We start from the raw sequence: 26,421 nt of genomic DNA, 5'->3' as shown, positions 1-26,421 counted from the left end.
TAATGTGCAGTAGAGGACATTTCTAGGAGGATGAACAGATGAGCAGCAATAAATTGGCTTGGACATGGCGGGTGAAGGAAGAATGTCTGGAAGCGTATGTAGCAATGCATTTAAATCCTTGGGCAGAAGTTCTGGAAGAGCACAGTAAGGCTGGTATTTCTAACTATTCTATCTTTCAGAATGGGAATCAGTTTTTTTATTGCTTTGAATGTGAGGATACGGAAGCAGCTTTCGATTATATTGCCAAAAGCGACGCCTGCAACCGATGGAATGCCATTACCTCGAAGATGGTTGAGGGCTCATTTGATTTCAATGACGAGGTGCCAATGTTGCCTTTACGCGAAGTGTTCTACTTAAAATAACGAAGACGATTCTGCATTCCCCAAAATTTGCATATTGTATATTATCGGCATATCTTGTTTACAGTCTTTTATATTACGGTTATAATATATTTAATAATGTTAAATTGAATAATTTTTTGTTTTTTGGAGGAGCCTGTCAACAAGGGCTCCTCTTTGTCTTTTTTTGGCTTGGAGAAGTCCCTGGTTGGCAGTTCTTATATACAACAAGGGAGTGGATGAAACATGGAGTTTGTTCTATATCTTATGCTGATTATACTATTCACCAAGCTAGCTGGTGATTTATCTGTACGACTGGGACAACCGTCGGTACTGGGTAAGCTAATTGTCGGTATTATACTGGGTCCTGCGGTACTGGGTTGGATTCAAAATGGAGAGTTTATTCATTATTTTTCGGAGATCGGTGTTCTATTGTTAATGTTTATAGCAGGGCTTGAGACGGATTTGGAGCAACTGCGCAAGAACTGGAAGTCAGCTTTCGCAGTAGCCGTCGGAGGTATTATTTTACCTTTTCTAGGTGGATTCGCCATCGGAGAAATGTTTGGATTTGCTTATCATAATGCTATGTTTATGGGCGTCATTCTTAGTGCAACATCGGTCAGCATTTCAGTACAGGTGCTGAAGGATATGAATAAGCTAAATACACGGGAAGGTTCTACCATTCTGGGAGCGGCTGTAGTGGATGATATTCTGGTTGTTATTTTGCTCGCTGTATTAATGAGCTTTTTCGGCACAGGAGAATCAGTATCCATTGGTCTTTTAATTACGAAAAAAGTGCTGTTCTTCGCTGTAGCGCTTGTTGTGGGTTGGTTTGTTGTGCCGCGGGTGATGAAATGGATGGCTCCGCTAAAGGTGACAGAGGCTGTTATCGCAACGGCGCTAATGATTTGCTTTGCGTTCGCATATTTTGCTGAAATTATGGGGATGGCTGGTATCATCGGTGCTTTTGCGGCTGGGATTGCTATTTCTCAAACCCCCTTTAAGCACAAAGTGGAAACTAAGCTGGAGCCTGTAGCCTATTCGATTTTTGTTCCGGTCTTTTTTGTAAGTATCGGACTTAATGTTTCCTTTGAAGGGGTTGGCAGTCAAATCGGGTTTGTCCTCTTGCTGTCCGTTATTGCCATTCTGACCAAGCTGATTGGTGGCGGTCTGGGTGCGCGTCTTACCGGTTTTGACAATCGTTCGTCGGCGATCATTGGTTCAGGGATGATTTCACGGGGTGAGGTTGCATTGATTATCGCGGCAACAGGTCTGAGTAGCGGATTGTTGCAGCAGCAGTATTTTACTTCGGTAATTATTGTTGTCATTGTAACTACACTTGTAACACCACCACTCTTAAAATATATGTTCCGCGATCCAGTGCGCGCTGGAGAGAAATAAAGCAAAACAAAAAGGCGCCTCATAAGTCATTTACATGGCTTATGAGGCGCTTTTTTTTGTGCTCTAGTTTCCTGTACTTCAGAAGGAGAAAGTTCCCCGCCTCAAGACGGAGTATAAAACCAGCCGTAGGGCTGTTTTGACTTCGGCTAAAAATGTCTAAACTAAATCTCGGGATGGAAAATAATACATAATGGGGCAGTCATAAAAGGAGTACCAGAAATATACGGGGTGGAAGGGGAAACGAGAATGAAGTGGTTAACCAAATGGTCGTTCGGTAACAAGGCAGCAGTGGGACTTTTAGTGGTCATGGCTCTTGTAGTGGGAGGGCTGAGCTATACTTCACTACCGATGGAATTTATGCCAGAGGCTGATAATCCTCAAGTGACTGTTACGGTGCTTGGTCCGGGTCAGGATGCCCATGCAATGGAGACAAAGGTTACGAAGCCGATTGAGGCTGGGGCTGCTTTTGTAAAGGGAAAGAAAGAAATATTGTCTACTTCCGGAGACGGATACGCACAGGTGAACATTTTTTATGATTCGAAAACGAACATGAAGGATGCTGCTGGGGAGGTACAAAAGGTTGTAGATTCGTTGCAGTTCCCTGAAGGGGTGATGGCTCCTTTTGTACTTCAATTGAATACTTCCATGATTCCCGTGTCGCAGGTTACGCTTTCGTTTGATGAAGGGCTGACTAAAGAAAACCTTAAGCTTGCGGAAGAAACGATCATTCCAGAAATGCAACAAGCAGAGGGTGTAGCCAACGTTGCCTTATATGGCAAAGTAACTCCGCAAGTGCGAGTGAAGCTAGATCCGAAATTAATGGCTGAAAAAGGTATTACGACGCCTCAAGTGTTAGGGTTACTTCAAGGACGTAATGTATCAGCATCCCTTGGCGAGCAGACGATTGGGGGTCAGACAGGGAATGTTAACGTGGTTTCTGCGATAGATAGTATCGATACGTTAAAAAAACTTCCTGTTTCCGCGGGCGTTAAGCTGCAGGATATTGCTGCCGTTGAATTGAAGCAGGATCAAGAAAGCGTTAGCCGCTCGAATGGGAAAGATGTTCTTTTCGCCATAGTAACCAAAGAAGCTAACGCAAATGCAGTAAGTGTCGGAGATCATATCCAAGATACTGTAGCTCATATTAATAAAACCATTCCAAATGCAGAAGCAGCGGTGGTATTCAGCACATCAGATATGGTGGTTACCTCGGTGAACAGTATGATGCGTGAAGTATTGCTTGGCGCGTTGTTCGCTACGATCGTGATTCTGTTGTTCCTGCGCAACCTGCGGGCAACTCTGATTACGGCGGTTTCTATCCCGCTTTCCTTAGCAGTTACTTTATATCTATTGGATATATCCGGTATAAGTCTGAATATTATTACGCTCGGTGGTGTGGCTGTTGCGGTCGGTCGCTTGGTGGATGATAGTATCGTAGTCATTGAGAACATTTACCGTAGGCTGCAAAAAGAACCCTTCTCCCGTGAAATGATCATAAGTGCAACTGGGGAAGTGGCTAGAGCGATTACTTCATCTACGATTGCAACGGTAGCGGTATTTCTGCCGATGGGTCTTCTGCGTGGTAGTTTGCAGGCTTTCCTGCTTCCGTTTGCCTTAACTGTAACGTATTCATTGCTTACTTCACTCGTTGTAGCCTTGACGGTGGTTCCATTGTTAAGCTCATGGCTGCTCAGAAGAACTTCTATGAAAGAACATGAGCCATCTAAATGGTTTACCCGATTCCTTGATTGGAATCTTCGCCGAAAATGGATCACTTTATCCCTAGGTCTTCTGCTTCTGATTGGCTCCATCGTAGCCTATGTGACGATGCCAAAAGGTGCGCTTGATGCTTCAGATGCCAGCTATGTCTCTGTTCAGTTGAACTATCCGAAGGATGTTCCTGTTAAAGAGATTTTGGAAAAAGGAAAGCAGCTAGAGCAAGATCTGATGAAACGTCCAGAAGCAGAAACAGTGATCATGCAGTCTGGGAATAGTGCGGACGCAGCACAATGGGGGAGTGTCAGCTCAGAGACCTTAGTGGACTATACCGTTGTTATGAAAAAAGGTGCAGATGCGCAAGGCTTCATCGATTATGTTCGTGATGTAAAGGATTCCTATGCAGGAGCAACCCTGGTGGCCAATCAAATGAGTATGATGGGTTCAAGCTCCACTAGCGAGTATATTGATATCGTGGGTGATAATCTTACTGATATTACTGCTGTTGCAGCAGAAGTTACGGATAAGCTGAAGACTGTGGAGGGTATTCAGAAGGTCAGTAGCAATATGGAGGATACCAAACCTGTCTTTACATTTAAGGTAGATCCAGTACTGACGAATGCACAAGAAATTACCATGCAATTGTCGGCTATGCTGAATCCGATCCCTATAGGGCAAATCGAACTGGACGGTACGCCTGCAGGAGTAGTGTTAGATCCTATAGCTGAGCCAAAGACAGAGCAAGATTTAAAGGCAATGACGCTCATGACTGCTGAAGGTCCAAAGCCATTGTCACAACTAGCAACCTATGAGGTTCGGAATGAACCAGCACTGTTGTTCCATAAAGATGGGAAGCCATATGCGAGAATCACAGCGGAAGTGGATCCGAAGAAGGTGTCTGAAATCGGAGCGGATATTAAAAAACAAACCGATAGTCTTACCCTTCCAAAGGGTGTGACTCTATTTGCAGGCGGAGCCTCGGTGGATCAGTCAGAGGATTTCGCTGACCTTGGTATGACAGCGCTGATCTCCATCGGGTTGGTGTATCTGATCATGGTCCTCACCTTCAAAACCCTTCGTGCTCCGCTGGCAATCATGTTCTCCTTGCCATTGGCTGCGATTGGGGCGATTGTTGGGCTGATCGTATCCGGCGTAACACCTGATTTCACTGCCCTGTTCGGGGCTCTGATGCTAATTGGTATCGTCGTGACCAATGCCATTGTGCTCATTGACCGCATTAAGCAGAATGAAGTGCATATGAATATCCGCGAAGCGATTCTGGAAGCGGCCGGAACACGGATGCGTCCGATTCTGATGACGGCAATTGCTACCATTTGCGCCATGACTCCACTGCTGATCGGCCATGCCGAGATGGGCAGCATCGTCTCGCAAAGCTTGGCGATTGTGGTCATCGGTGGCTTGACCGCGGCAACGCTGCTTACGCTGGTTGTGGTTCCAGCGATTTACGAGCTGTTCTACTTCCGTAAATCGGCTAAGGAGCGCAAGGGCGCGGTGAAAGTAGAAATTCCGACGCATGGTGCTTAATTTCAAAAAGTTATAGTGATAAACAACTGAAATAGGCCCTTCTCAGTCATTTTAAATGATGCTGGGAAGGGTCTTATTATTTAGAAAATGAGAATTTACTTGCGTATATGAACAGTGCGAGAGATCTAAGTTTTGATTTTATAAATTATGATTTTTACAACGATATACAACGCATTTAGCATAATTAATATGAAAGGGATGATAGAGAATATTCTATGGGACGAAGACAAGGCGGATAACATAAATAATGCGAGGAGCAAATAGGGAAGGGACAATAAATATTTTCTGTGGAATACATTGTGGACAAATTCAAATTTCACAAGGAATACATTCCTTTCTAAGGGGAAAACGCTACCCTCCAAATTAGAATATCATAACTCCAGATTTTTGCGAAGGTGCAGGCCGAGTAGATCATAGTGTTGATTTTTATTCGCATACTAAAAAGCAGGCCGACGATAAACCGATTATCGTGGCCTGCTTTTTTAATATTGCTCACTATCTATTAACCGCAAGAACAATTCAATACCGGCTTACGCGCAGCCTGTGTCTCATCTAATCGGCTAATTTCTGTGGTATGCGGTGCGTTGATTACGATCTCCGGTGTCTCCTGCGCTTCTTTCACGATCTGGATCATTGTATCGATGAAGCCATCGAGCGTTTCTTTACTTTCGGTTTCCGTAGGCTCGATCATCATGCATTCCTCAACAGTCAGAGGGAAGTACACGGTTGGCGGATGGTAGCCGAAGTCGAGTAATCGTTTAGCAACGTCTAAGGTGCGCACACCATACTGCTTGAGGTTTTTGCCGGACATTACGAATTCATGCTTACATACGCCCGGATACGGAATTTCAAAATACGGCGCCAGACGGTGCATCATATAGTTCGCATTCAGCACGGCATTTTCGGATACCTCACGCAGTCCATCTGGGCCATAGGTACGGATATAGGCGTAGGCACGAACCAGAATACCAAAGTTGCCGTAAAAAGCTTTCACGCGTCCAATGGATTCAGGTCCGCCGAAGTCGAGTGAGAAGCTGTTATCTTCGTTTTTCACCACAGTTGGTTGTGGTAGGAACGGAATCAGGATGGATTTTACGCCAACAGGTCCGGCTCCAGGGCCACCGCCGCCGTGCGGGGTACTCATTGTCTTATGCAAGTTCAAATGCACAACGTCAAAGCCCATATCACCGGGGCGGGTAATGCCCATAATAGCATTGGAGTTCGCTCCATCGTAATAGAGCAAGCCGCCTGCTTCATGCACGATCTCAGCAATCTCGACGATTTGGGTCTCGAACAAGCCGAGTGTGCTTGGGTTAGTCAGCATCAGCGCGGCAGTATCGCTGCCGACTGCTGTCCGCAGCGCTTCAAGATCAACCATCCCTTTATCTGTGGATGGGATCGTGATCGTTTCAAGTCCTGCGGCTGAAGCACTAGCAGGATTGGTGCCGTGTGAGGAATCCGGCACGATAACCTTCGTGCGGGTCTCGCCGCGGCTTTCATGGTAGGCGCGGATCATCATGAGACCGGTCCATTCCCCATGAGCACCTGCGGCAGGTTGTAAAGATACAGCATCCATGCCGGTTAGTGCAGACAAGTCATTTTGCAGGGTATACATTAATTCCAGTGCGCCTTGAATGCTTTCTTCTGGCTGGTAAGGGTGGATCTTAGCTAGGCCTACGATGCGGGCAACATCTTCGTTAATCTTCGGATTGTATTTCATCGTACATGAACCGAGTGGATAGAAGCCGTTATCTACCCCAAAGTTGCGGCGTGACAAGGAAGTGTAGTGGCGAATGACATCCACTTCCGATACTTCTGGAAGCACGACGGGTTCGCAACGGAGTAAACCTGATGGAATCAGAGATTCTAAGCTTTCTTCCTGCGGCACATCGCACAGTGGCAAAGAATAGGCCGAACGGCCGGGACGGCTTAATTCAAAAATTAGACTTTGCTCCGGTTTCATAAACAGCCCTCCAGTGCGCTAGCGAATTGGTCGATTTCGTTTTTGCTTCTTTTTTCCGTTACGGCAACCAGCATATGTCCAGCAAGCTCAGGATAATCACGGCCCAGATCATAACCGCCGAGATAACCTTCCTTCAGCAGCTTCGAATTAATTGCGCTAACGCTGCTTCCCTCAGGAAGCTTCAAGACAAACTCGTTAAAGAAGGGGGAGGAGAAGGCATATTCAGCACCTGTTAGTTGGCTAAGTTTATCAGCGGCATAATGGCTTTTACGAATGTTTAGCTCGCCTACTTCACGCATGCCTTCTTTGCCCATAACGGACAAGTAAACCGATGCGCAGAGAGCCAGCAGCGCCTGATTGGAGCAGATGTTCGAGGTAGCTTTTTCTCGGCGGATATGTTGCTCCCGTGCTTGCAGCGTCAGAACGAAGCCGCGTTTCCCGTTACGGTCAACCGTTTGGCCTACGATACGGCCCGGCATCTTACGCATCAAGTGCTCAGCTACCGCGAAGAATCCACAGGTTGGACCGCCGAGGGAAGCTGGAATACCAAGTGGCTGAGCGTCACCGACTACGATGTCGGCTCCGAGCTTGCCTGGTGTTTCTAGTACGCCAAGAGCGATCGGATTTGCACTGACGACGAACAACCCTTTAACAGCATGGATCAGCGGCTCAACAGAGCTAAGATCTTCGATGCTGCCAAAAAAGTTAGGCGATTGCATCAGTACTGCAGCTGTATCACCATCAATGGCTTCAGCAAGCTTTACCTGATCGGTAACGCCGTTTTTATAGTCAATCTCCACGACCTCAAGCCCCCAAGCATTAGCCGATGTGCGTAACACTTGGCGTGCTTCAGGATGAACGGTGCGGGAAACAATTAATTTTTTGCGTTTGGTAGCACCAGCTGCGAGGACTGCTGCTTCGGATAATGCGGTTGCGCCATCATACATGCTGGCATTGGCTACTTTCATACCGGTTAGTTCGCAAATGTAGGATTGGAATTCGAAGATCGCCTGCAGTTCGCCTTGGCTGATCTCCGGTTGATAAGGGGTGTAAGCAGTGTAGAATTCAGAACGGGAAATGACATGGTTGATCACCACAGGGATGTGATGGTCGTATAATCCGGCGCCGAGGAAGCTGGCGTGCGAATCGAAATCAGCATTTCGGTCAGCGAGACCTTTCATGTGACGTAGCAGGGCGTACTCATCGAGTGGTTCAGACATCGGCATAGTGCCTTGATAACGGACGGCTTCAGGAATATCGGAGAACAGCTCATCTATGGACTGAATCCCGACGGTTTCCATCATCTCTACGCGGTCCTGTGCTGTCATGGGCAGATAACGGTGCTTCATTAAGGTTTCACTCCTTGGCTTTTTTAAAATATAAGAAAGTACAATTTTCACGCTATACTTTATCCTTCTATTTCTCGCTTAAAAGCTAACCGTCCCAATATGGACGCTAAAGGCGTTTATACTTGTAAAAAGGGGCTTTAATCACGACAGCCTTAAGCTGCTTGCCGCGTATCTCTACGAATACCTCTGTGCCTATTTCACTGTAAGCTGTATCAAGCAAAGCTAATCCCAGATTGCGTTTCAGCGTTGGTGATTGGGTTCCGGTTGTGACCTCTCCGATTTTACGCCGTTCGCATAGACTGGGTAATGGGAGCGCGGAATGCCCCGGTCAATCATTTCTAAGCCGACCAGACGTCGGGGTAGACCGGCTTCTTTTTGCTGCACTAGCGCATCGCGACCGATAAAGTCCGCTTTGTCCAGCTTCACAAAGAACTGTACTCCAGCTTCAAGAGGGGTGATGTCAGCTGACAGCTCCTGACCGTACAGCGGCAATTTTGCTTCAAAACGCAGCGTATCACGGGCGCCCAGTCCAGCAGGTGTTAATCCGTGAGGAGTGCCAGCTGCGAGTAGGCCGTTCCATAACGTTGCTGCCCCATCCAGCGGAGCGTAGATCTCGAAGCCATCTTCGCCGGTGTAACCCGTACGGGAGATCAGTACTTCTACACCGCAGACGGTTGCGCGTTCGATGAAGTGGAAAGGCTTGAGTTCTGAGATCGGAGCATCAGTAACTTTCGCGAGTATGGTCTCTGCCAACGGGCCTTGCAAGGCAAGCAAAAGCGTCTCGTCAGAGACATTAGTGAGTGTGACTTCACCGAATTCAGAGGTCAGATGCTCTTGCAGCCACTGGAAGTCCTTATCGATGTTGGAGGCATTTACGACAAGCATATAACGGTCTTCACTTATTCGGTACACGAGCAAATCGTCGACCACACCGCCGTTTGGATAACAGAGCAGCGTATATTGTGCCGCACCATCGGTCAGGCGGCTGACATCGTTGGTCGTCATTTTTTGTAAAAAGGCTTCAGCACCGCTCCCGATCACCATGAATTCACCCATATGCGATACATCGAACAGTCCAGCCTGCTGGCGAACAGCTTCATGCTCCTTCACGATACCTGTAAACTGTACTGGCAGCTCCCAGCCGCCAAAATCAATGCACCTGGACTCCGTGTAAGCGGAATAGAGATCGTAAAAAGGTGTTCTTTTCAAAGCATCCATATCGTCACTCCCCTAGTCTGATTACATACGAAAAAAAGGACAGGCAGAAGCAATCATGCATAAATGCACTAATCGCTTTCTGCTCTGTCCTTTGTACCTGAGAGTTACCCTGCCGTAACGAACCTGCAAGTTTCCCCGTTGGTGACCTGACGCACTCAGCCCCGCGTCTGATGCTCTCCAGAGGTACGTCCGACAAAGGTCCTTTTGCCTGAGAGATTCACCCCTGTTAGGGCTTACTCCTTCGGCGCCGTCTTCAAGTGAGACAGTCTCTCCCTATGCCATCATCCGCAACTGTATTTGTTTTATATTTCTCCGAGAAACGGTTATCGTCTATAAAAAAGACGACAACGTCGTCTCTTCTTGTATGTCTCCATTAAACGGGTATAGGAGGGCGCTGTCAACAAGAAAAAGTCAAAAAAACGACAAATTTATTTTACTGTTAGTAATATTGACATTCTGCTCTGGGATCACTTAGGCTATAACTAAATTTAGAATTCCAATTTGGAAATGAGGCGGCTTGAAATGAGTGAAGTTTTAGATCACCTTCTTTACAGCGAAGAGCATGAGTGGGCACAGCAAGTGGAAGGACGCGTAGTACGTATTGGGATTACGGATCATGCTCAGCATTTGTTAGGCGATATCGTATTTGTCGAATTTCCAGAAGTGGGCTCGGCCATTTCAGCCGGTGACAGCGTAGGCAGTATCGAATCCGTTAAGACTGTATCGGAATTATATTCACCCGTCTCGGGGACGGTTACCAAGATTAATGACGGTTTAGAGGCTAGTCCGGAGCAGATCAACGATAAGCCGTATGGCGAGGGTTGGATTTTTGAAATTGAAGTGGACGGAGAGTATGCTGATGCTGTAAAAGGTCTGCTGGATGCAGCCGGATATCGTGCATTGGTAGGAGAGTAATTGGGATTATTCACAGGATATTAATTTTATCGCGAGTGATATTTGTAGCAGCAAGTTTCTGTTTTTGGGGACTTGCTGTTTGGTATTTTTATTTAGAGGTGGGTGGGAATTTTTGCGTCATACCCTGGGACGGCTCGGAATTATTTGATTTTATTTAAAAGCGAATCTGCTAGTTGTGTAAATAGGGAAAACCTCCCTCATTTTAGACGAATATAGCGTGAAACTAAGGCTTTTAGGGAATTTCTCCCTGAAAATTCCGGTGAAACCGCTATTTTTGACTAAATAGGGGATTAATCAGGGAGGAATTCCCTAATCTTGCGCCTGAACAAGAGATCACGCGGATAATCAGGGAGTATTTCCGTAATTAATAGTGGCAAGTCCATTTTAGTATGTTGATAGCAGATTCGCACCCGCACTAACTACTATATCTAGCTCTGAGTACAATCAATATTTTATTCACCCTCTTGAAGCTGCCGCAGCACAATGATCTCTACACGGCGGTTCTTCTGCTTACCTGCTATCGTGGTATTATCTGCGGTGGGCTGGGTGTCAGCATAACCTGCGTATTGAAAAGTATCCGGCTTCAGTCCTTCATGGTCTAGAAAAAAGCGAAGTACAGATAGCGCACGAGCACCAGACAGCTCCCAGTTGTCGTTAAATTGAGAAGCCGAGGATACGGGCGTATTATCGGTATGTCCTTCAATGCTAATCTTTGCGCCGATGTCTTTGAATAAACCAGATAACTGCTGAAGAGCAGGGAAGGCTGGTGATTTCAGGTCTGCCTTACCTATATCGAATAGAAAACGATCACTGAGTGTGATTTCTATCCCCTGCGGTTTGTCAGCAACAAAAATTTGTTCTCCGAGATTATTTTCCTCCACATAGTGGGTGATCACACCCATTAATTCAGCAAGTTTAGTCTCTTGTTCTCGAAAAGCGAGTTCACGTGCCGAAGGTGTTTCATTCTCCGCTTGTTCACCAGATCCGTTATTCGGTCTTGCAGTTGCAGCTGCATTCTCATTTCCGTCTGTACTTTCCGGTTTGTTCTCAGTTGATTTCCCAGCATCTAAAATACCGTTCCCACCCTCAAGGACAGTGGTTCCAGACTTGAAGGTCTCGGATAACGAGCCTGTCACGATGTTATATTTGTCAGTATCCAGGCTGCTCATCGCATACAATATAACGAAAAAAATAAGTAAAAGTGTAATTAGATCAGCATAAGTAATCATCCAACGGTCGCGGCTTTCCCGAGTCTCTACACGCCGCTTGCGCCGGTCTCTTTGTCTCATAAAAGGCCTCTAGTTTCCGCACGGTCATTCGTGTCCGAGTCTGAGATGAATGAGTTCAGTTTTTTACGTACCAGCAGTGGATGATCCCCATTCTGTAGAGAAAGAATACCTACTAGCAGCATTTCCATGCTATGTAGCTCACTTTGACTGCGGGATTTGATTTTGGAGGCAATGGGTAAAAATATTAGATTAGCGATGGCTACACCGTACAACGTTGCAGTGAACGCTACTGCGATAGATGTGCCCAGATTTGACGGATCTGTAAGGTTGCCAAGTACACGGATGAGACCCATCACCGTCCCGATAATTCCCATCGTTGGTGCATATCCACCAGCAGCTTCAAAAATCTTAGCATAGTTCTCATGCTTCAATTCTTTAGCGTCCATTTCCAGTTCCAAAATCTGTCTTACCTGCTCAGGATCAGTGCCGTCGACAATAAGAAGCAGACCTTCACGTGTAAAAGAATCCGGATGCTCTTCAGCTTGTTTTTCTAACATTAAAACGCCGCCGCGACGGGCCACGGTTGCCATTGCAATGAGTTCTTCAGCTTTTTCCATATCACGATCAGGGTTGCTGCCGAAAGCCATGCGTAGTGCTGTTGGAATGGAGCGCAGCTTAGATGCCGGGAAGCTGATCATAACGGCGGCAAATGTACCCCCGAACACAATCAAAGCCGCATTAAGCTGCAGCAGTCCTGAGAGGCTTCCGCCTTCCCAGAGATAGCCGCCGATTAACGCAGCCAGTCCAGCCAATAGGCCAATTATTGAGGTAATATCCATGCTTCAAGCTCCTAACATTTCTATGTATTATGGTTTGCATCGATCTAGTCAACACTGTATAATGAACGGGAACACATATTCTTATCTTCCATATTTTTAATTATAAGAAAGTATAAGTTTCACGTTATACTTAAACCTTATAATTCTCGCACAAACGCTTAACGTCTTTTAGAGACGCCAAAGGCGTTTAGCTTGCTATCGTATGGAGAGAGAACATTCAGACAACAATTATAATATATTAATCTAGTTTAGACGATAGAGGGGAGACGGGCAAATGAGTGATATTGTCGTCAGTACGAAGACTTTTGAATTGGAGTCCGAGTATACACCCCAGGGCGATCAGCCTCATGCCATAGAGGAATTACTACAAGGCATCCGGCAGGGCAAGAAGCACCAGACGCTGCTGGGCGCGACGGGTACGGGGAAGACGTTTACCGTTGCACAAGTTATTTCCAAATTAAACCGCCCGACATTAGTTATTGCGCACAACAAGACTTTGGCTGCCCAACTGGCGAGTGAGTTTAAGGAGTTTTTTCCGCATAATTCGGTAGACTATTTCGTCAGCTACTACGACTATTACCAACCAGAGGCGTATATTCCCTCCTCCGATACTTATATCGAGAAAGACTCCAGTATTAATGAAGAGATTGATAAATTGCGCCACTCCGCAACGAGCTCCTTGTTCGAACGGCGTGACGTTATTATTGTGGCGAGTGTGTCTTGTATTTACGGCCTCGGTTCGCCGATGGAATATGGAAGCTTGCTTTTGTCATTGCGGGTTGGGATGGAGAAGCCTCGAAATGAGATTTTGAGCAGGCTAGTGGATATCCAGTACCAGCGTAATGATATCAATTTTGTACGCGGAACCTTCCGTGTACGTGGTGATGTGGTTGAGATTTTCCCGGCATCTCAGGGTGAGCATGCCATTCGGGTCGAATTGTTCGGTGATGAAATTGAGCGAATCACTGAGATTGATGTGCTGACGGGTGAACTGATCGGGGAACGCGATCATGTCGCTATTTTTCCGGCGTCTCACTTTGTTACCAAAGAAGAAACAATGCGTGTAGCACTGGTCAACATTGAAAAAGAGTTGGAAGACCGCTTAACGGTTCTTCGTGACGCAGGAAAGCTTCTTGAAGCTCAACGTCTGGAACAGCGGACACGTTATGATATTGAAATGATGAAGGAAGTGGGCTTCTGCTCAGGGATTGAGAACTATTCCGGACCACTCACCTTCCGTGAACCAGGGGCAACCCCATATACATTAATGGATTATTTTCCGGATGATATGCTGATCATTATTGATGAGTCCCATGTTACACTTCCGCAGATTCGGGCGATGTATAACGGTGACCGGGCGCGTAAGACAGTACTGGTAGAGCATGGTTTCCGTTTGCCGTCTGCGCTCGATAACCGTCCACTTCAGTTTGAGGAATTCGAAGAAAAGGTGAAGCAGATCGTATATGTTTCTGCGACACCGGGACCTTATGAAATGGAGCACTGTGACACCATGGTGCAGCAGATTATTCGGCCTACAGGTCTTTTAGATCCGATCATTGAGGTTCGTCCTACAGAGGGACAAATCGATGACTTGATTAGTGAGATTCGTGATCGGGTAGAACGAGACGAACGCGTCCTCGTCACAACGTTGACGAAGAAGATGTCGGAAGATCTGACAGATTACTTTAAGGAAATTGGGATTAAGGTTCGGTATATGCACTCTGATATCAAAACACTGGAACGGATGGCGATCTTGCGGGATCTTCGTCTGGGTACTTTCCATGTTTTAGTAGGGATTAACCTGCTAAGAGAAGGTCTCGATCTACCGGAAGTATCGCTGGTCGCTATACTCGATGCCGATAAAGAGGGCTTCCTTCGTTCCGAGCGTTCGCTAATTCAGACGATTGGCCGTGCGGCCCGTAACTCCGAGGGGCGTGTCATTATGTACGGTGATCGGATCACGGATTCGATGGAGAAAGCGATGAGCGAAACATCGCGTCGCCGCGCCATCCAGATCGCCCATAATGAGAAACACGGCATTACCCCAACCACCATTAATAAAAAGGTGCGTGACATCATCGAGGCAACGAAGGTTGCTGAGACTAAAGCGGATTACCTCACGGGTGTTGGTGGCAAGATGAATAAGAAAGAGAAACAAAGCCTGATCCAGCGTCTGGAAGCCGAGATGAAGGACGCAGCGAAGAACTTGCAATTTGAGCGCGCGGCAGAGCTGCGTGACGCATTGTTGGAGCTTCGGGCCGAGTAATAAACCTTAAATGCATCACCGATATTTAAAATATGTAAATGAACGGTGCTGTCCAGGCCGTTCTTTTTGAATAAATAGATGGACACGCATCCCGCAGGGACAGCTTAGCACTTACGTGTATTACGTAGGGAGAGTGCTCCGCAATGCTCTTAGCACTTACGCGTATCCCGCAGGGACAGCGCCCTGCAACGTTATAGCAGTTGCGGTAATCTTGCACTTCCCGCACTTAGCAAGTGTGCGCCTAACGTCCAAGCGGTCCCGTAGGGATAAGCGCTCCAAGCAGCACTGTCACTAAGTCCCGTCCTACCAACCTCCTTCGCCAATAAATGCGGGTGTCCAGAGGGTGCAACCCTTGGGGCCCTCCCTTGGAAGGGAGGGTTTGGGAGGGATCGAAAACGCTTTTGATAAAGCTTTGATATTTGATATTTGATTCATTAAGGAGAGGTTCCGTTGGCGAACGAAAATATTGTAATTAAAGGCGCGAGGGCGCACAATCTCAAAAACATCGATGTGACGATTCCACGTGACCGTTTCGTCGTGCTGACGGGACTGAGCGGCTCAGGTAAATCGTCGCTTGCATTTGATACGATTTATGCTGAAGGACAGCGGCGTTATGTTGAATCTTTGTCCGCTTATGCTCGTCAGTTCTTGGGGCAAATGGAGAAGCCGGATGTGGATTCGATAGACGGATTATCCCCGGCAATCTCTATTGATCAGAAGACAACAAGTCGCAACCCTCGTTCCACAGTAGGTACGGTAACTGAGATCTATGACTATTTACGGCTGCTTTTCGCACGGATCGGTCACCCTCATTGTCCAGAGCATGGAATTGAGATTACTTCCCAGACCGTTGAACAAATGGTAGACCGGATTATGCAGTATCCAGAGAAGACTCGTTTGCAAATCCTAGCGCCTATTATTTCAGGACGTAAAGGGGAACACAAAGGACTCTTCACAGACATTTCTAAGCAAGGGTTCGTACGTGTGCGTGTGGACGGTGAGCTAAGAGATCTGTCTGAGGATATTGAACTTGAGAAGAATAAAAAACACACTATAGAAGTTGTTGTAGACCGGATCGTCGTTAAAGACGATGTGGAGACCCGGCTGACGGATTCACTGGAGACGGCACTTAAACTTTCGGGCGGTAAAATCCTTGTGGATATCATCGGTCAGGAAGAGCTGCTGTTCAGCTCTAACTTCGCTTGTCCGATTTGTGGTTTTAGTATTGAAGAGTTGGCACCACGGATGTTCTCTTTCAACAGTCCATTCGGAGCCTGCACAGAGTGCGATGGACTTGGCATGAAGATGGTGGTCGATCCAGACCTGCTTATTCCTGATGCTGAGAAATCCATTGAAGAGGGCGCTTTTTTAGCTTGGACAGGAAGTACCTCCAATTACTATCCGCAATTTTTGAAATCCGTGTGTGAACACTTTAATATTCCACAGAACGTTCCAGTGAGCAGTTTAACACCTGATCATATGAACAAACTACTAAATGGTACAGGCAGTGAGAAGGTTCGCTTCAAATATGAGAATGATTTTGGACAAAAGAAAGATGCGATGGTTGCTTTTGAAGGGATTATTCCTAACCTTGAGCGGCGTTATCGTGAAACTGCTTCGGATGGTATTCGTGAATTTATCGAAGGATTCATGAGTGCAAAGCCTTGTCATGTATGTAAAGGCAAACGTCTGAAGAAAGAAATTTTGGCGGTGACGATCAACGAACAAAATATTTCGGACATTACCGATCTCTCGATTGGTGACTGTCAGCATTGGTTTGAAGAGATAAAATTGAGCGAAAAAGAAACAGCCATCGCCAATCTCATTTTAAAAGAGATTTGTAATCGGCTTGGATTCCTTGTAAATGTAGGCTTGGACTATTTGACGCTTAGCCGTGCAGCAGGCTCACTGTCTGGTGGGGAAGCACAGCGTATCCGGTTGGCCACTCAGATTGGTTCGAGCTTGATGGGTGTGTTGTACATTCTGGATGAGCCAAGTATTGGCCTGCATCAGCGGGATAATGATCGCCTCATCTCGACCCTTGCGCATATGCGTGACTTAGGGAATACGCTGATTGTTGTTGAGCATGATGAAGACACGATGATGGCAGCGGATTATATTATTGATATCGGACCAGGTGCGGGTATCCACGGTGGACAAGTTATGGCGCAAGGAACACCGGAAGAAATTATGAAGGATCCGAATTCCTTAACGGGTGATTATTTAAGTGGTCGTAAATTTATTCCGGTAACCGCTAAGCGTCGTGCTACTGATGATCGATGGATAGAAATCCGTGGGGCTAAGGAGAATAACCTGAAAAATGTGAATGTGAAGATTCCATTAGGTGTGTTTACAGCGGTGACAGGTGTTTCTGGTTCCGGTAAATCGTCGCTTATTAACGAGATTCTTTATAAGAGCTTGGCACGGCAACTGAATAAGGCTGTGAAGGTACGTCCGGGTCAGCACAAAGAAATTCGCGGCTTGGAAAATCTCGATAAAGTAATTGAAATCGACCAATCACCAATCGGGCGTACACCACGTTCTAACCCAGCAACCTATACGGGTGTATTTGACGACATTCGTGATCTGTTCTCGAAGACGAATGAGGCAAAGGTACGCGGGTTCCAAAAGGGACGCTTTAGCTTTAACGTAAAAGGCGGACGCTGTGAAGCTTGCCGCGGGGACGGAATTATCAAGATTGAGATGCACTTCTTGCCGGATGTCTATGTTCCTTGCGAAGTATGTAAGGGCAAGCGTTATAACCGGGAAACTCTGGAAGTGAAGTATAAAGGGAAAAACATCTCTGATGTACTGGAGATGACGGTAGAGGATGCTACAGAATTCTTCGTGAATATCCCTCGTATCCATCGTAAAATGCAAACACTGATGGATGTTGGTCTTGGTTACATCAAGATTGGTCAGCCAGGTACCACATTATCCGGTGGTGAAGCGCAGCGCGTGAAATTGGCTTCCGAGCTATACCGCCGTAGTACCGGAAAGACCCTTTATATTTTGGATGAGCCGACAACAGGTCTGCATGTGGATGACATTGGTCGTTTACTTGAAGTGTTGCATCGCTTGGTGGATTCCGGAGAATCAGTTCTCGTCATTGAGCATAATTTGGACGTTATTAAAACCGCGGACTATCTCATCGATATGGGACCAGAGGGCGGCAGTGGCGGCGGAACTGTGCTGGCAACAGGAACACCAGAGAAGCTCATTACCGTTACGGAGTCTTACACAGGTAAGTATCTGAAGCCGGTTCTGATTCGTGATACAGAGCGTACCAAAGCCCTTATGCTTGAGACGGCAGAAACCATCTAAGCTATAAATAGCTGGATAGTATAACTACTAAATGATAAAGGTCACGGCAATTTGCCGTGACCTTTTTGTTTGTTGTCCGTCCGAAATCATTATTTTGTGAAAACAATTGATAGGTAAAATGCTAGTAGTCACCTGTAAATTAGAGCCATTATCCGTTCTGATGTGAGTGTTCTAGTAAACGTTATATGACTCCTATAAAAAGAAAACAAAATCATAGATGAGATAGGCATAAGTAGGGCATGTCCGTCGTAAGATTTAATGAGTAGTATGCTGTTGCTATTGGTATGCTTAATGGGTAATAGGATGCAATAGGCGAGTAATAGGAGAGCAATAGGCGCAATGGTTCCTTGAAAAATTAATAACTAATTGTTATAGACTTAACTCTATCAAACGAATGTTTTATTAGATTAGGGAAAACCTCCCTAAAAATCTGAGTTTCTAGATCATAAAAGATGAAACCCGGTAAAAACTCCCTAATTATCAGGAAGTTTAAATCATTTAGCAGGATTTCTAATGATTTTTAAGGAGAAATTCCCTAAAAACCTCAAATTGATCTGATAATCGTACGATTTTAGGGAGGGTTTCCCTAATTCTTGAAAAACGTAAGATTTGAACGCAAGTGTGAAGTTCTATCTCTGAATTTTAAACTGAACTCCAAATTGATTCCTCAGTACTTTAAAAAGTACCTTCAAAGCACTAACTGGTTTCCTCTTTGAACCTTCACGACGCATACTATCTCTGGTTAGATTCACCTACTTTTTTGATCGAAAGCTAAACGTCAGTGACCAATATCATCATTTTTGCGGATTTTGCAGGGATAAAATATATTTTTTGCGACAAATACATAATTTTTCTACAAAACCTATTGCATCGCCCAAATGGTAGCGATAACATAGAAGAGGATATGGGGAATACTGGATCTTGCTTGACAACATTTTTGAGGAGGTAAGGTAATGCTACTTGCAGAAGTTGCCGCGCAAGGACCGTCTAAATTTCATACCTTTGATGTTTTTATGATTTTATTCACGATCCTAATTTTGGTTGGAGTCGTTCGGTTACTGAGAGCTCCCCAGAAGAACAAGTTCGCCATTGCTTTCGGAGCGGTTAGTTTGTTGGTTTTTATAATCTCTGACTATGCCATGGTGATGCATTGGTTAAGTTAACGAAAGAATTAAATTGAACAGCTTTGCACCAAAAGACTCCTTTAACGCCGTGGGCGCATTGAAGGTGTCTTTTTTCAAATTATATAATGTAAAATTTATCCATGTGCAGAGAGAGGGTCTGGTGAAGGTTGATGAGGATTGGGGAGAAGCTGGTGAAGAAAGGATTGGGCCTGCTGTTATGTGGTGTGTTGCTGTCAGGAGTATGGAGTGAGTCGGTTTATGCGTTTGGTAGTACGACTAAGAAGGTTAGCACGTCGACGACAACCCAGAAAAACAAAATCAAAAATTCTACAGCAGCTGAAGACCCTGTCCCAGGGATTATTAGAAGTATCACCCCCTCCGTAGTGGGCATTATCGGCAAAGACGATAGTGGCGGGAATAGCGGACCGGATGATCGGTACAATCTGACGCATGGCTCTGGCATTATTGTGAAGTCGAACGGATGGATCGTAACCAATGCACATGTCATCAAGGATCTGCAGAATGCCTTGGTAGTGACGTCAGACTCCAAAACCTACAGCATTAAAGAAACATATCTAGATGAAGTTAGTGATCTGGCCCTGATCAAAATCAATGCAACCTCCCTTAAACCTGCAAAGTTTATTCCATCGACCGGTAAAACCGTTGTTGGTGAGAAGGTAGTGGCCATCGGAACACCGATTAGCTTTTCTCTAAGGAATTCAGCGACGGTAGGGGTTATAAGTGGCCTTAACCGTGAAGTAGCTGCGGCTTATCGCCTGATCCAAAGTGATACAGCGATTAATCCCGGAAATAGCGGAGGCCCGCTAGTGAATATGAAGGGCGAAGTGCTGGGAATAAACAGCCTGAAATACTCAGCGGTGGGTGTGGAGAATATGGGCTTCTCTATACCGGCGGATACCGTGCAGTATATTATGAACCAGCTTTTTAAGTACGGTGAAGTAAAACACCCGAGTCTTGGACTGGAGTTAGAGCCGAGTTGGTCCTCGATTGTGGGCTTGCCAACGCTTGATCCACTTACCGTAACAAAAGTGATATCTGCTGAAGCACGCAAGGCGGGTGTTGCCGAAGACGATGTCTTGTACAGCATTGACGGCCACCGTGTGGTCTCACTAGTTGATATTAATGAATTGTTCAAAAGCTATTCTCCGGGTAAGACGGTACGATTGGTTATGCAAAGTGATGGGGATATTGTCGTCCGAAAGGTCGTGCTCACTCAGGGTGATCCCCTGTTAAGTGAAGACAGTTCTGGAACAGATGGGGACGAGCATACGGAAGAGTGATCAGGAAACTTGAGAGGGGGACGGTAAATGGGCTTTAAAGTTTTAACACAAGGATTGTGTGCGATGCTGGCTTTATTATTGCTATTTTTTATATTACCGATACAAACCGCACGGGCAGCAGAAACAGAGAAGCTACAGCTGAGTCTTAAAGTTGGCAGTACTTCAGCTACGGTGAATGGCAAGAAGGTGACTATCGAGCGGCCTTATATGGAGAACGGAACGGTTATGGTACCGCTCGGGGTTTTTAAAAAGACATTTGGCAGCACGGTTTCCTTAGAAGGAAATGATGTAGTGAAAGTAACGTACGGCTCTCATACAGGCTTAATGACGATTGGTAGTATTAGTGCCTGGAAGGATGAGACTAAAGTTAAACTCACCTCCGCGCCTCGGATGGTTTCAGGTGTGCTGATGGTGCCGCTGCGTTTTGTGGCGAGTGTACTGGGTGTAACCCTCTCACAGGGTAATGGTGGTGAGCTGATCATTACCTTAGCTCCTGCTGACAATGAAGGCGATGTGCCAGTGGATACTGGTATTGATAGCGATGTGGGGAAGACGCAAATTGGGAACAGCTATTTTCGATGGACACTAAATTATCCGTCTGGATTGATTGCTGGAAATAGCGGTGGTGATGAGAGTGTGGCTGCATTCTCCAGTACGGACAATCTTTATTATTTGGAGATTCATGCAAGTGATCAGGCAGTTGCTGTTGATGCAGATGGGCTATTGGAACAACTAGTTCGGGAAGTCGAGTTAAGTGGTGAACTGATATTAGATCAGGAGTTGTTTCCGAAAGCCTCTGTACCTTATGCCCGATTAGTCAGTAAAGATTCCAGTGGAGCACTCTGGGAAAGCAGGCTGATCTATGCTGAAGGTAGACTTTACGAGATCTATTTGACCGATGAAAAAGCCACTCATTATAAAGACTTAGCCAAATATGCAGGATTGCTGGGCTCTTTTCGACCCTCTTTTGACACTAAGGATAACAAAATCCGTGATCTCTCTACCGTAAAGAATGGCTTAAGTGAAGCTTATAATGAGGACTATGGCATCTCACTACAGGTTCCTGCTGCTTGGACTAAGGATGACCAGCATTTCTATTATGAAAGCAAACAAGGAAGTCATTTGAGTGTGGCGATTACATCGGCGCCTGCTGGTTCTACACTAGAGAGCTGGGCTGAAGAGTTGAAGACAAAAACGCAAGAGAACTTTGTATCGGACGCTTATGTTTTTAAGGACAGCATGAAGTCTGAAATCTCCGGCGTACCTGCGCAAATAAGTGAGACACAGCTGAATTATGGCAACGGTTGGACGACAGAATATCAGGCACTCGTGCTCAAGAACGGGTATCGGTATTATTTTGAATATGTGACACCTGCTGGACAAGAAGAAGATAAGGCCAAGTTTAAAGCCATTATATCCTCGATTGATATTGATTTTGATCACATGAAGGAGAACTTCGGCCGAATCGCTAGTGATGATTATAAGATAATCAAGAATAAAACGATAACCAAAGTATCCAAAAGATACGGCTATGCCATCGACATTCCACGTTTATGGACACCCAATCAAGATGTATTCGAGACACAACTGGTAGAGTATCGGTTCATCGGAGGACGTTTCCAGATCAACTCGAAACCTGAGGGCTCAGTCGATTATGCTGTAAATATGCTCAAAGATTCTTATCAGAATAAAAATAATGATCCTAAAGGTCCTCACATTGAAAGTATAGTGGAGTCTACCTTTGCTGGTGTTCCTGCTACGACCCTTACTGTGCATCAAATCAAAAATGGTGTTCCTCTCCTCAGTAAGCAAGTTGTTTTTGGCAAAAATGAGGTGGTCTACACGATTACTGTTACGCTGAATGATGCCAATGCTACTGCAGAACAGCAAGCTTTGTTGGATAAAACGCTCCAGTCGTTTCGGTTTACGGGGAATGAGTAGTTTAGGGATGTTTGGAGTTCTTTACTAACTAATAGTAGAGTGTAATTCAATTAGACGAGAACGTCCCTGTAGCCAAAATGGCGTGGGGCGTTCTTTTCTTTATATAAATGTTGGTAAACACATGGCGCTAAGATGTGATATTTGATACAATTATCAAGTTAATCAACTAGAAATGACCCGCCACATGGCGGTTTGGGAGGATATAAATGAAAGAGCAACAAATACGCAGAGAAGACGTGGAGCTATTGGCACCTGCAGGTGACTGGGACTGCATGCGTGCGGCGGTAGCGAACGGAGCGGATGCTATCTTTTTTGGCGTAGAGAAGTTTAATGCACGGGCGAGAGCGAACAACTTTCGCATGGACGAGCTGACGGAAATTATGGCGTTTTTGCATAGTTATGGTGTGAAGGGTTTCCTGACCTTTAATATACTGGTTTTTGAAAATGAATTGACGGATGCTAAAGAACTGATTGACGCTTGTGTAGATGCTGGTGTGGACGCAGTGATTGTCCAGGATTTAGGTTTGGTCAAAATGATTCGTGAAATCTCACCAGACTTTCCGATTCATGGATCGACACAGATGACGATTACCTCCCCGGAGGCGGTCGAGTTCACTAAGCCTTTCAGCTTGGAACGTGTGGTACTCGGTCGTGAGAACAATCTGAAGCAAATTAAGACGATTGGGGAACAAGCCCGTCTGCCGATGGAAGTATTTGTGCACGGTGCCTTGTGTGTGTCTTATTCAGGTCAATGTTTGACTTCCGAAATGTGGGGCGGACGTTCCGCGAACCGGGGAGAATGTGCTCAGGCTTGCCGTCTGCCTTATGATCTGATGGTGGATGGCGAAGTTAAACCAATGGGTGATGTGACTTATTTGCTCTCCCCTAAGGATTTGGCAGCTATTGATCTTATGCCTGAGCTGATTGAGGCGGGCGTAACTTCTTTTAAAATCGAAGGGCGTCTCAAGACCCCAGAATATGTTGCGAATGTAGTTAGTAAGTACCGTAAGGCAATTGATCGGTATTTTGATGGCGATATGTCCAAACCATCGATGGAAGAAGTTCGTGAACTGCAACAAAGCTTCTCCCGCGGTTTCACGCATGGTTTCCTAGATGGAACGAACAATAAAAAGCTCGTAGACGGCACTTTCCCGAAAAGCCGGGGTGTATATCTCGGAACAGTTGAACAAATTCTTCGTGACGGCGTAGTCTGCCGTATTCACGCACCGCTTAAGCGGGGAGACGGAATCGTGTTTGATGCAGGGGATCCGATGAAAAAAGAAGAAGGTGGACGTGTTTACAATCTTCGTCGTAAAGGTGTGAAGCTCGAAGGTGAAGCAGGAGAAGGCTGGATCATCGACATCGTAGCGGGTCGTAATGATGTAGACCTGCGCCGTCTAAATGTTGGTGACCGCATTTGGAAGACGAATGACCCTGCGCTAGACAAGGCGCTACGTCAGACGTATGAGACTGAGAAGCCGTACCGGGTATTCCCGGTACATGTGCGAGTGCAAGGCTGCGTCGGCGAGAAGCTGACCACTTGGTGGACGGACGTTCAGAAGAACGTTACCGTCCGTGTGGACTCGGAGCTCGCGCTGGAAACCGCGCAAAAGCGTCCGATGGATACCGCGCTGCTGGAAGAACAATTCGGCCGCCTGGGCGGGACCGTGTTCCAGCTTGATGCGCTAGAGTCGCATCTGCAAGGCGACGTGATCGTCCCTATGCGCGAGCTGAACAGCATCCGCCGCCAAGCGGTGGAGCTGCTTGCGGGCGAGCGCCCGAAACCGCCCGTGTACGTGAAACGGGCGATCGAGGTCTACGGCGACGCTACCCGCAGGGGCGTCGCTCCGCAGCGCGCTGGTGAAGCGGAGCTCACCGCGCTGTGCCGCAGCCTGCCGCAGGTGCAGGCTGCGCTCGAGGCCGGCGTGAGAAATATCTACGCCGACTTCGAGTTTATCAAGCAGTTCCCGGCAGCGGTAGATGCGGTACGGGCTGCAGGGGCCAGCATCGCGCTGGCCACACCGCGCATTCATATGCCGGGCGAGAACGGCTACCACGCCAATATCCTGCGCTTGCAGCCTGATGCCGTGTTAGTACGCAACACAGGCGCGCTGTATTATTACCTGCGCCGCCGCCAAGAGCAACCGGATGCTGTGCATCCACGCCTGATCGGCGATTTCTCATTGAATATTGCCAATCATAAGGCAGTGGATCTGTTCCTGGAGGCAGGCTGTGACATGGTGACACCATCCTATGACTTGAACATTCAACAGATGGTCGACCTGCTTGAACACAGCGATACTTCTCGTATGGAGATCGTAATCCATCAGCATTTGCCGATGTTCCACACAGAGCACTGTGTATACTGTACCTTCATGAGTGAAGGCACAGACTTTACGAACTGTGGTCGTCCATGTGAAGAGCATCGCGCTTCCCTGCAAGACCGTATTGGAATGTCACATCCAGTTCGTGTGGATGAAGGCTGCCGTAATACCGTCTATAACGCGGTTGAACAGTCCGGTGCGGAGTATTTGAACAATTTCCGTGATCTAGGCGTATCCTCGTACCGCGTGGAGTTCCTGGAAGAGACACCAGAGCAAGTGGCTGAAGTAATTAGTCTCTATAGCCGCGCACTGCGTGGAGAGATCTCTGGTACGCAGGTATGGAAGAGCTTGAAGGCTACCAACCAGCTGGGGGTTACACGGGGACAATTGGTTAACGCGAAGTAATTAAGGTTAAAGAAATAGGGCTAGGTGACTACTAGAGGACACTCTGGAGTTGCTTGGCCTTTTTTTATAGAGACCATCTCGTCCTCTTTGTTACTTGCATATACTAGGTAATATATAGGTGAGAGTTTGATTGGAATTGATATACAAATATAACAAACTCTCTGACATTAGTCCGCTATAACTGCTATAATTGAAGGAAATATGCCATTTTACTATACAGAGTATTTAAAATGGAAGAGTAACCGACAGAAGGAGTTAATGTGATGAAGATACGTAAAGCCATTATCCCCGCTGCAGGTCTTGGTACCCGTTTTTTGCCTGCAACCAAAGCAATGCCTAAAGAAATGTTACCGATAGTAGATAAACCGACGATCCAATATATTGTCGAAGAAGCAGTTGCTTCCGGAATCGAGGATATTATTATCGTGACGGGTAAAGGTAAACGTGCGATTGAAGACCACTTTGATAATTCTTTTGAACTGGAATTTAACTTAGCTGAGAAACAGAAGTGGGAACTTCTTGAATCCGTTCGTAAATCCTCCGAGATGGCTGATATCCATTACATTCGCCAAAAAGAACCAAGAGGTCTCGGTCACGCGATTTGGTGTGCACGTAAATTCATTGGAAATGAGCCATTTGCTGTTCTGCTAGGTGATGATATTGTTGAGTCGGAGAAACCCTGTCTCAAACAGATGATGGAAGTATATGAACAATACAAATCCTCTATTGTGGGTGTCCAACCTGTGCCTTGGGAAGAAGTTTCCCGCTATGGATTGGTGGATGGAACTGAGTTGGCTGAGCGGGTCTTTAAGGCCAATCGCCTTGTAGAGAAGCCGAAGAGAGAAGATGCTCCTTCTAATTTAGCAATTCTAGGACGATATATCCTGACTCCACGCATCTTTGATATGCTTGGTGAGCAGCAGGTAGGCGTAGGTGGAGAAATTCAACTGACGGATGCCATTTCCCGCCTAAGTGAAGTGGAGCGAATTATTGCTTATGACTTTGAAGGTAAACGCCATGATGTAGGTGAGAAGATGGGCTTCATTCAGACCACTATTCATTATGCACTTCAGCATGAAGAGCTTAAAGATGACTTACTTCGTTATATGAAAGAGCTTGTAGATAATGAAGTTGCTAAGGCAGGGCTTTAAATAGAACTCATATCATTGAAAAAAGCGCGCCGCTGTAATTACAGTGGCGCGCTTTTTTGATTTCTTTCTGTT

At 46.2% G+C, this 26,421-nt stretch carries 15 protein-coding genes, 1 pseudogene and 1 riboswitch; of the genes and pseudogenes, 11 read left to right on the top strand and 5 right to left on the bottom strand.

The genetic code is table 11. From position 1 onward, the window contains the following. Positions 1-38 precede the first annotated feature (38 nt). The 3 genes from M2444_RS13750 (at position 39) to M2444_RS13740 (ending at position 5,000) form a co-directional block, all read left to right on the top strand. Entirely contained in the window at positions 39-362 is a 324-nt protein-coding gene (locus M2444_RS13750) for an L-rhamnose mutarotase (RefSeq protein ID WP_094876529.1), read from the top strand. Between the two features lie 222 nt (positions 363-584). Then, positions 585-1,739, top strand: a complete 1,155-nt coding sequence (locus tag M2444_RS13745) for a cation:proton antiporter (RefSeq protein WP_280787234.1) — start codon at positions 585-587, stop codon at positions 1,737-1,739. Positions 1,740-1,985: 246 nt separating this feature from the next. Beyond that, positions 1,986-5,000: an efflux RND transporter permease subunit gene (locus M2444_RS13740; RefSeq protein WP_280787233.1), complete on the top strand. Its 3,015-nt coding sequence runs from the start codon at positions 1,986-1,988 to the stop codon at positions 4,998-5,000. A gap of 502 nt (positions 5,001-5,502) precedes the next feature. Here M2444_RS13740 and gcvPB read toward each other — a convergent pair. The 3 genes and pseudogenes from gcvPB to gcvT form a co-directional block, all read right to left on the bottom strand. Further along, entirely contained in the window at positions 5,503-6,963 is a 1,461-nt protein-coding gene (gene gcvPB / locus M2444_RS13735) for an aminomethyl-transferring glycine dehydrogenase subunit GcvPB (protein ID WP_280787232.1), read from the bottom strand. Then, on the bottom strand, positions 6,960-8,312 hold the full coding sequence (gene gcvPA, locus M2444_RS13730) for an aminomethyl-transferring glycine dehydrogenase subunit GcvPA (protein WP_094870861.1): 1,353 nt from the start codon (positions 8,310-8,312) through the stop codon (positions 6,960-6,962). The genes gcvPB and gcvPA overlap by 4 nt, the downstream gene beginning before the upstream one ends. Positions 8,313-8,418: 106 nt before the next feature. After that, positions 8,419-9,530 (bottom strand): annotated as a pseudogene (gene gcvT / locus M2444_RS13725) (glycine cleavage system aminomethyltransferase GcvT). Between the two features lie 186 nt (positions 9,531-9,716). Continuing rightward, positions 9,717-9,815, bottom strand: a riboswitch (glycine riboswitch). 237 nt (positions 9,816-10,052) lie between these two features. Between gcvT and gcvH the strand changes: the two are divergent. Next, positions 10,053-10,445 carry a glycine cleavage system protein GcvH gene (gene gcvH / locus M2444_RS13720; RefSeq protein WP_280787231.1) on the top strand — a complete coding sequence of 131 codons (393 nt, stop codon included), beginning with the start codon at positions 10,053-10,055 and terminating at the stop codon, positions 10,443-10,445. Between the two features lie 452 nt (positions 10,446-10,897). On the opposite strand, the gene M2444_RS13715 is transcribed toward gcvH, so the two are convergent. Together M2444_RS13715 and M2444_RS13710 are read right to left on the bottom strand one after the other, a co-directional pair. Next, positions 10,898-11,734: a flagellar motor protein MotB gene (locus M2444_RS13715; protein WP_280787230.1), complete on the bottom strand. Its 837-nt coding sequence runs from the start codon at positions 11,732-11,734 to the stop codon at positions 10,898-10,900. Beyond that, positions 11,731-12,513, bottom strand: coding sequence for a flagellar motor protein (locus tag M2444_RS13710; RefSeq protein WP_280787229.1), 783 nt, complete (start codon positions 12,511-12,513; stop codon positions 11,731-11,733). Before M2444_RS13710 ends, M2444_RS13715 begins: the two co-directional genes overlap by 4 nt. Before the next feature lie 274 nt (positions 12,514-12,787). On the opposite strand from M2444_RS13710, the gene uvrB reads away from it, so the two are divergent. The 7 genes from uvrB to galU all read left to right on the top strand — a co-directional run bounded on the left by uvrB (position 12,788) and on the right by galU (position 26,349). After that, a complete protein-coding gene (gene uvrB / locus M2444_RS13705; protein ID WP_076286987.1) occupies positions 12,788-14,779 on the top strand; it encodes an excinuclease ABC subunit UvrB in 1,992 nt (663 codons plus the stop codon). 450 nt (positions 14,780-15,229) lie between these two features. After that, positions 15,230-18,103, top strand: a complete 2,874-nt coding sequence (gene uvrA, locus M2444_RS13700; RefSeq protein ID WP_094876522.1) for an excinuclease ABC subunit UvrA — start codon at positions 15,230-15,232, stop codon at positions 18,101-18,103. A gap of 953 nt (positions 18,104-19,056) precedes the next feature. Then, positions 19,057-19,266, top strand: a complete 210-nt coding sequence (locus M2444_RS13695; RefSeq protein ID WP_042192275.1) for a DUF2759 family protein — start codon at positions 19,057-19,059, stop codon at positions 19,264-19,266. Between the two features lie 152 nt (positions 19,267-19,418). After that, the gene (locus M2444_RS13690; RefSeq protein WP_280787228.1) at positions 19,419-20,528 is read left to right on the top strand and encodes a S1C family serine protease; all 1,110 of its coding nucleotides are present in this window, start codon (positions 19,419-19,421) and stop codon (positions 20,526-20,528) included. 27 nt (positions 20,529-20,555) lie between these two features. Further along, positions 20,556-22,469, top strand: a complete 1,914-nt coding sequence (locus tag M2444_RS13685) for a stalk domain-containing protein (RefSeq protein ID WP_280787227.1) — start codon at positions 20,556-20,558, stop codon at positions 22,467-22,469. A 206-nt stretch (positions 22,470-22,675) separates the two neighbouring features. Next, on the top strand, positions 22,676-25,198 hold the full coding sequence (locus tag M2444_RS13680) for a U32 family peptidase (RefSeq protein ID WP_280787226.1): 2,523 nt from the start codon (positions 22,676-22,678) through the stop codon (positions 25,196-25,198). A gap of 263 nt (positions 25,199-25,461) precedes the next feature. Beyond that, positions 25,462-26,349, top strand: coding sequence for a UTP--glucose-1-phosphate uridylyltransferase GalU (galU, locus tag M2444_RS13675; protein WP_280787225.1), 888 nt, complete (start codon positions 25,462-25,464; stop codon positions 26,347-26,349). The last annotated feature ends 72 nt before the right edge of the window (positions 26,350-26,421 follow it).

This window comes from Paenibacillus sp. PastF-3, from assembly GCF_029893135.1.
Classification (GTDB): domain Bacteria; phylum Bacillota; class Bacilli; order Paenibacillales; family Paenibacillaceae; genus Paenibacillus_AQ; species Paenibacillus_AQ nitricinens.
The sequence above is the reverse complement of the archived record's forward strand: the minus strand, read 5'-3'. Positions and strand labels throughout refer to the sequence as shown.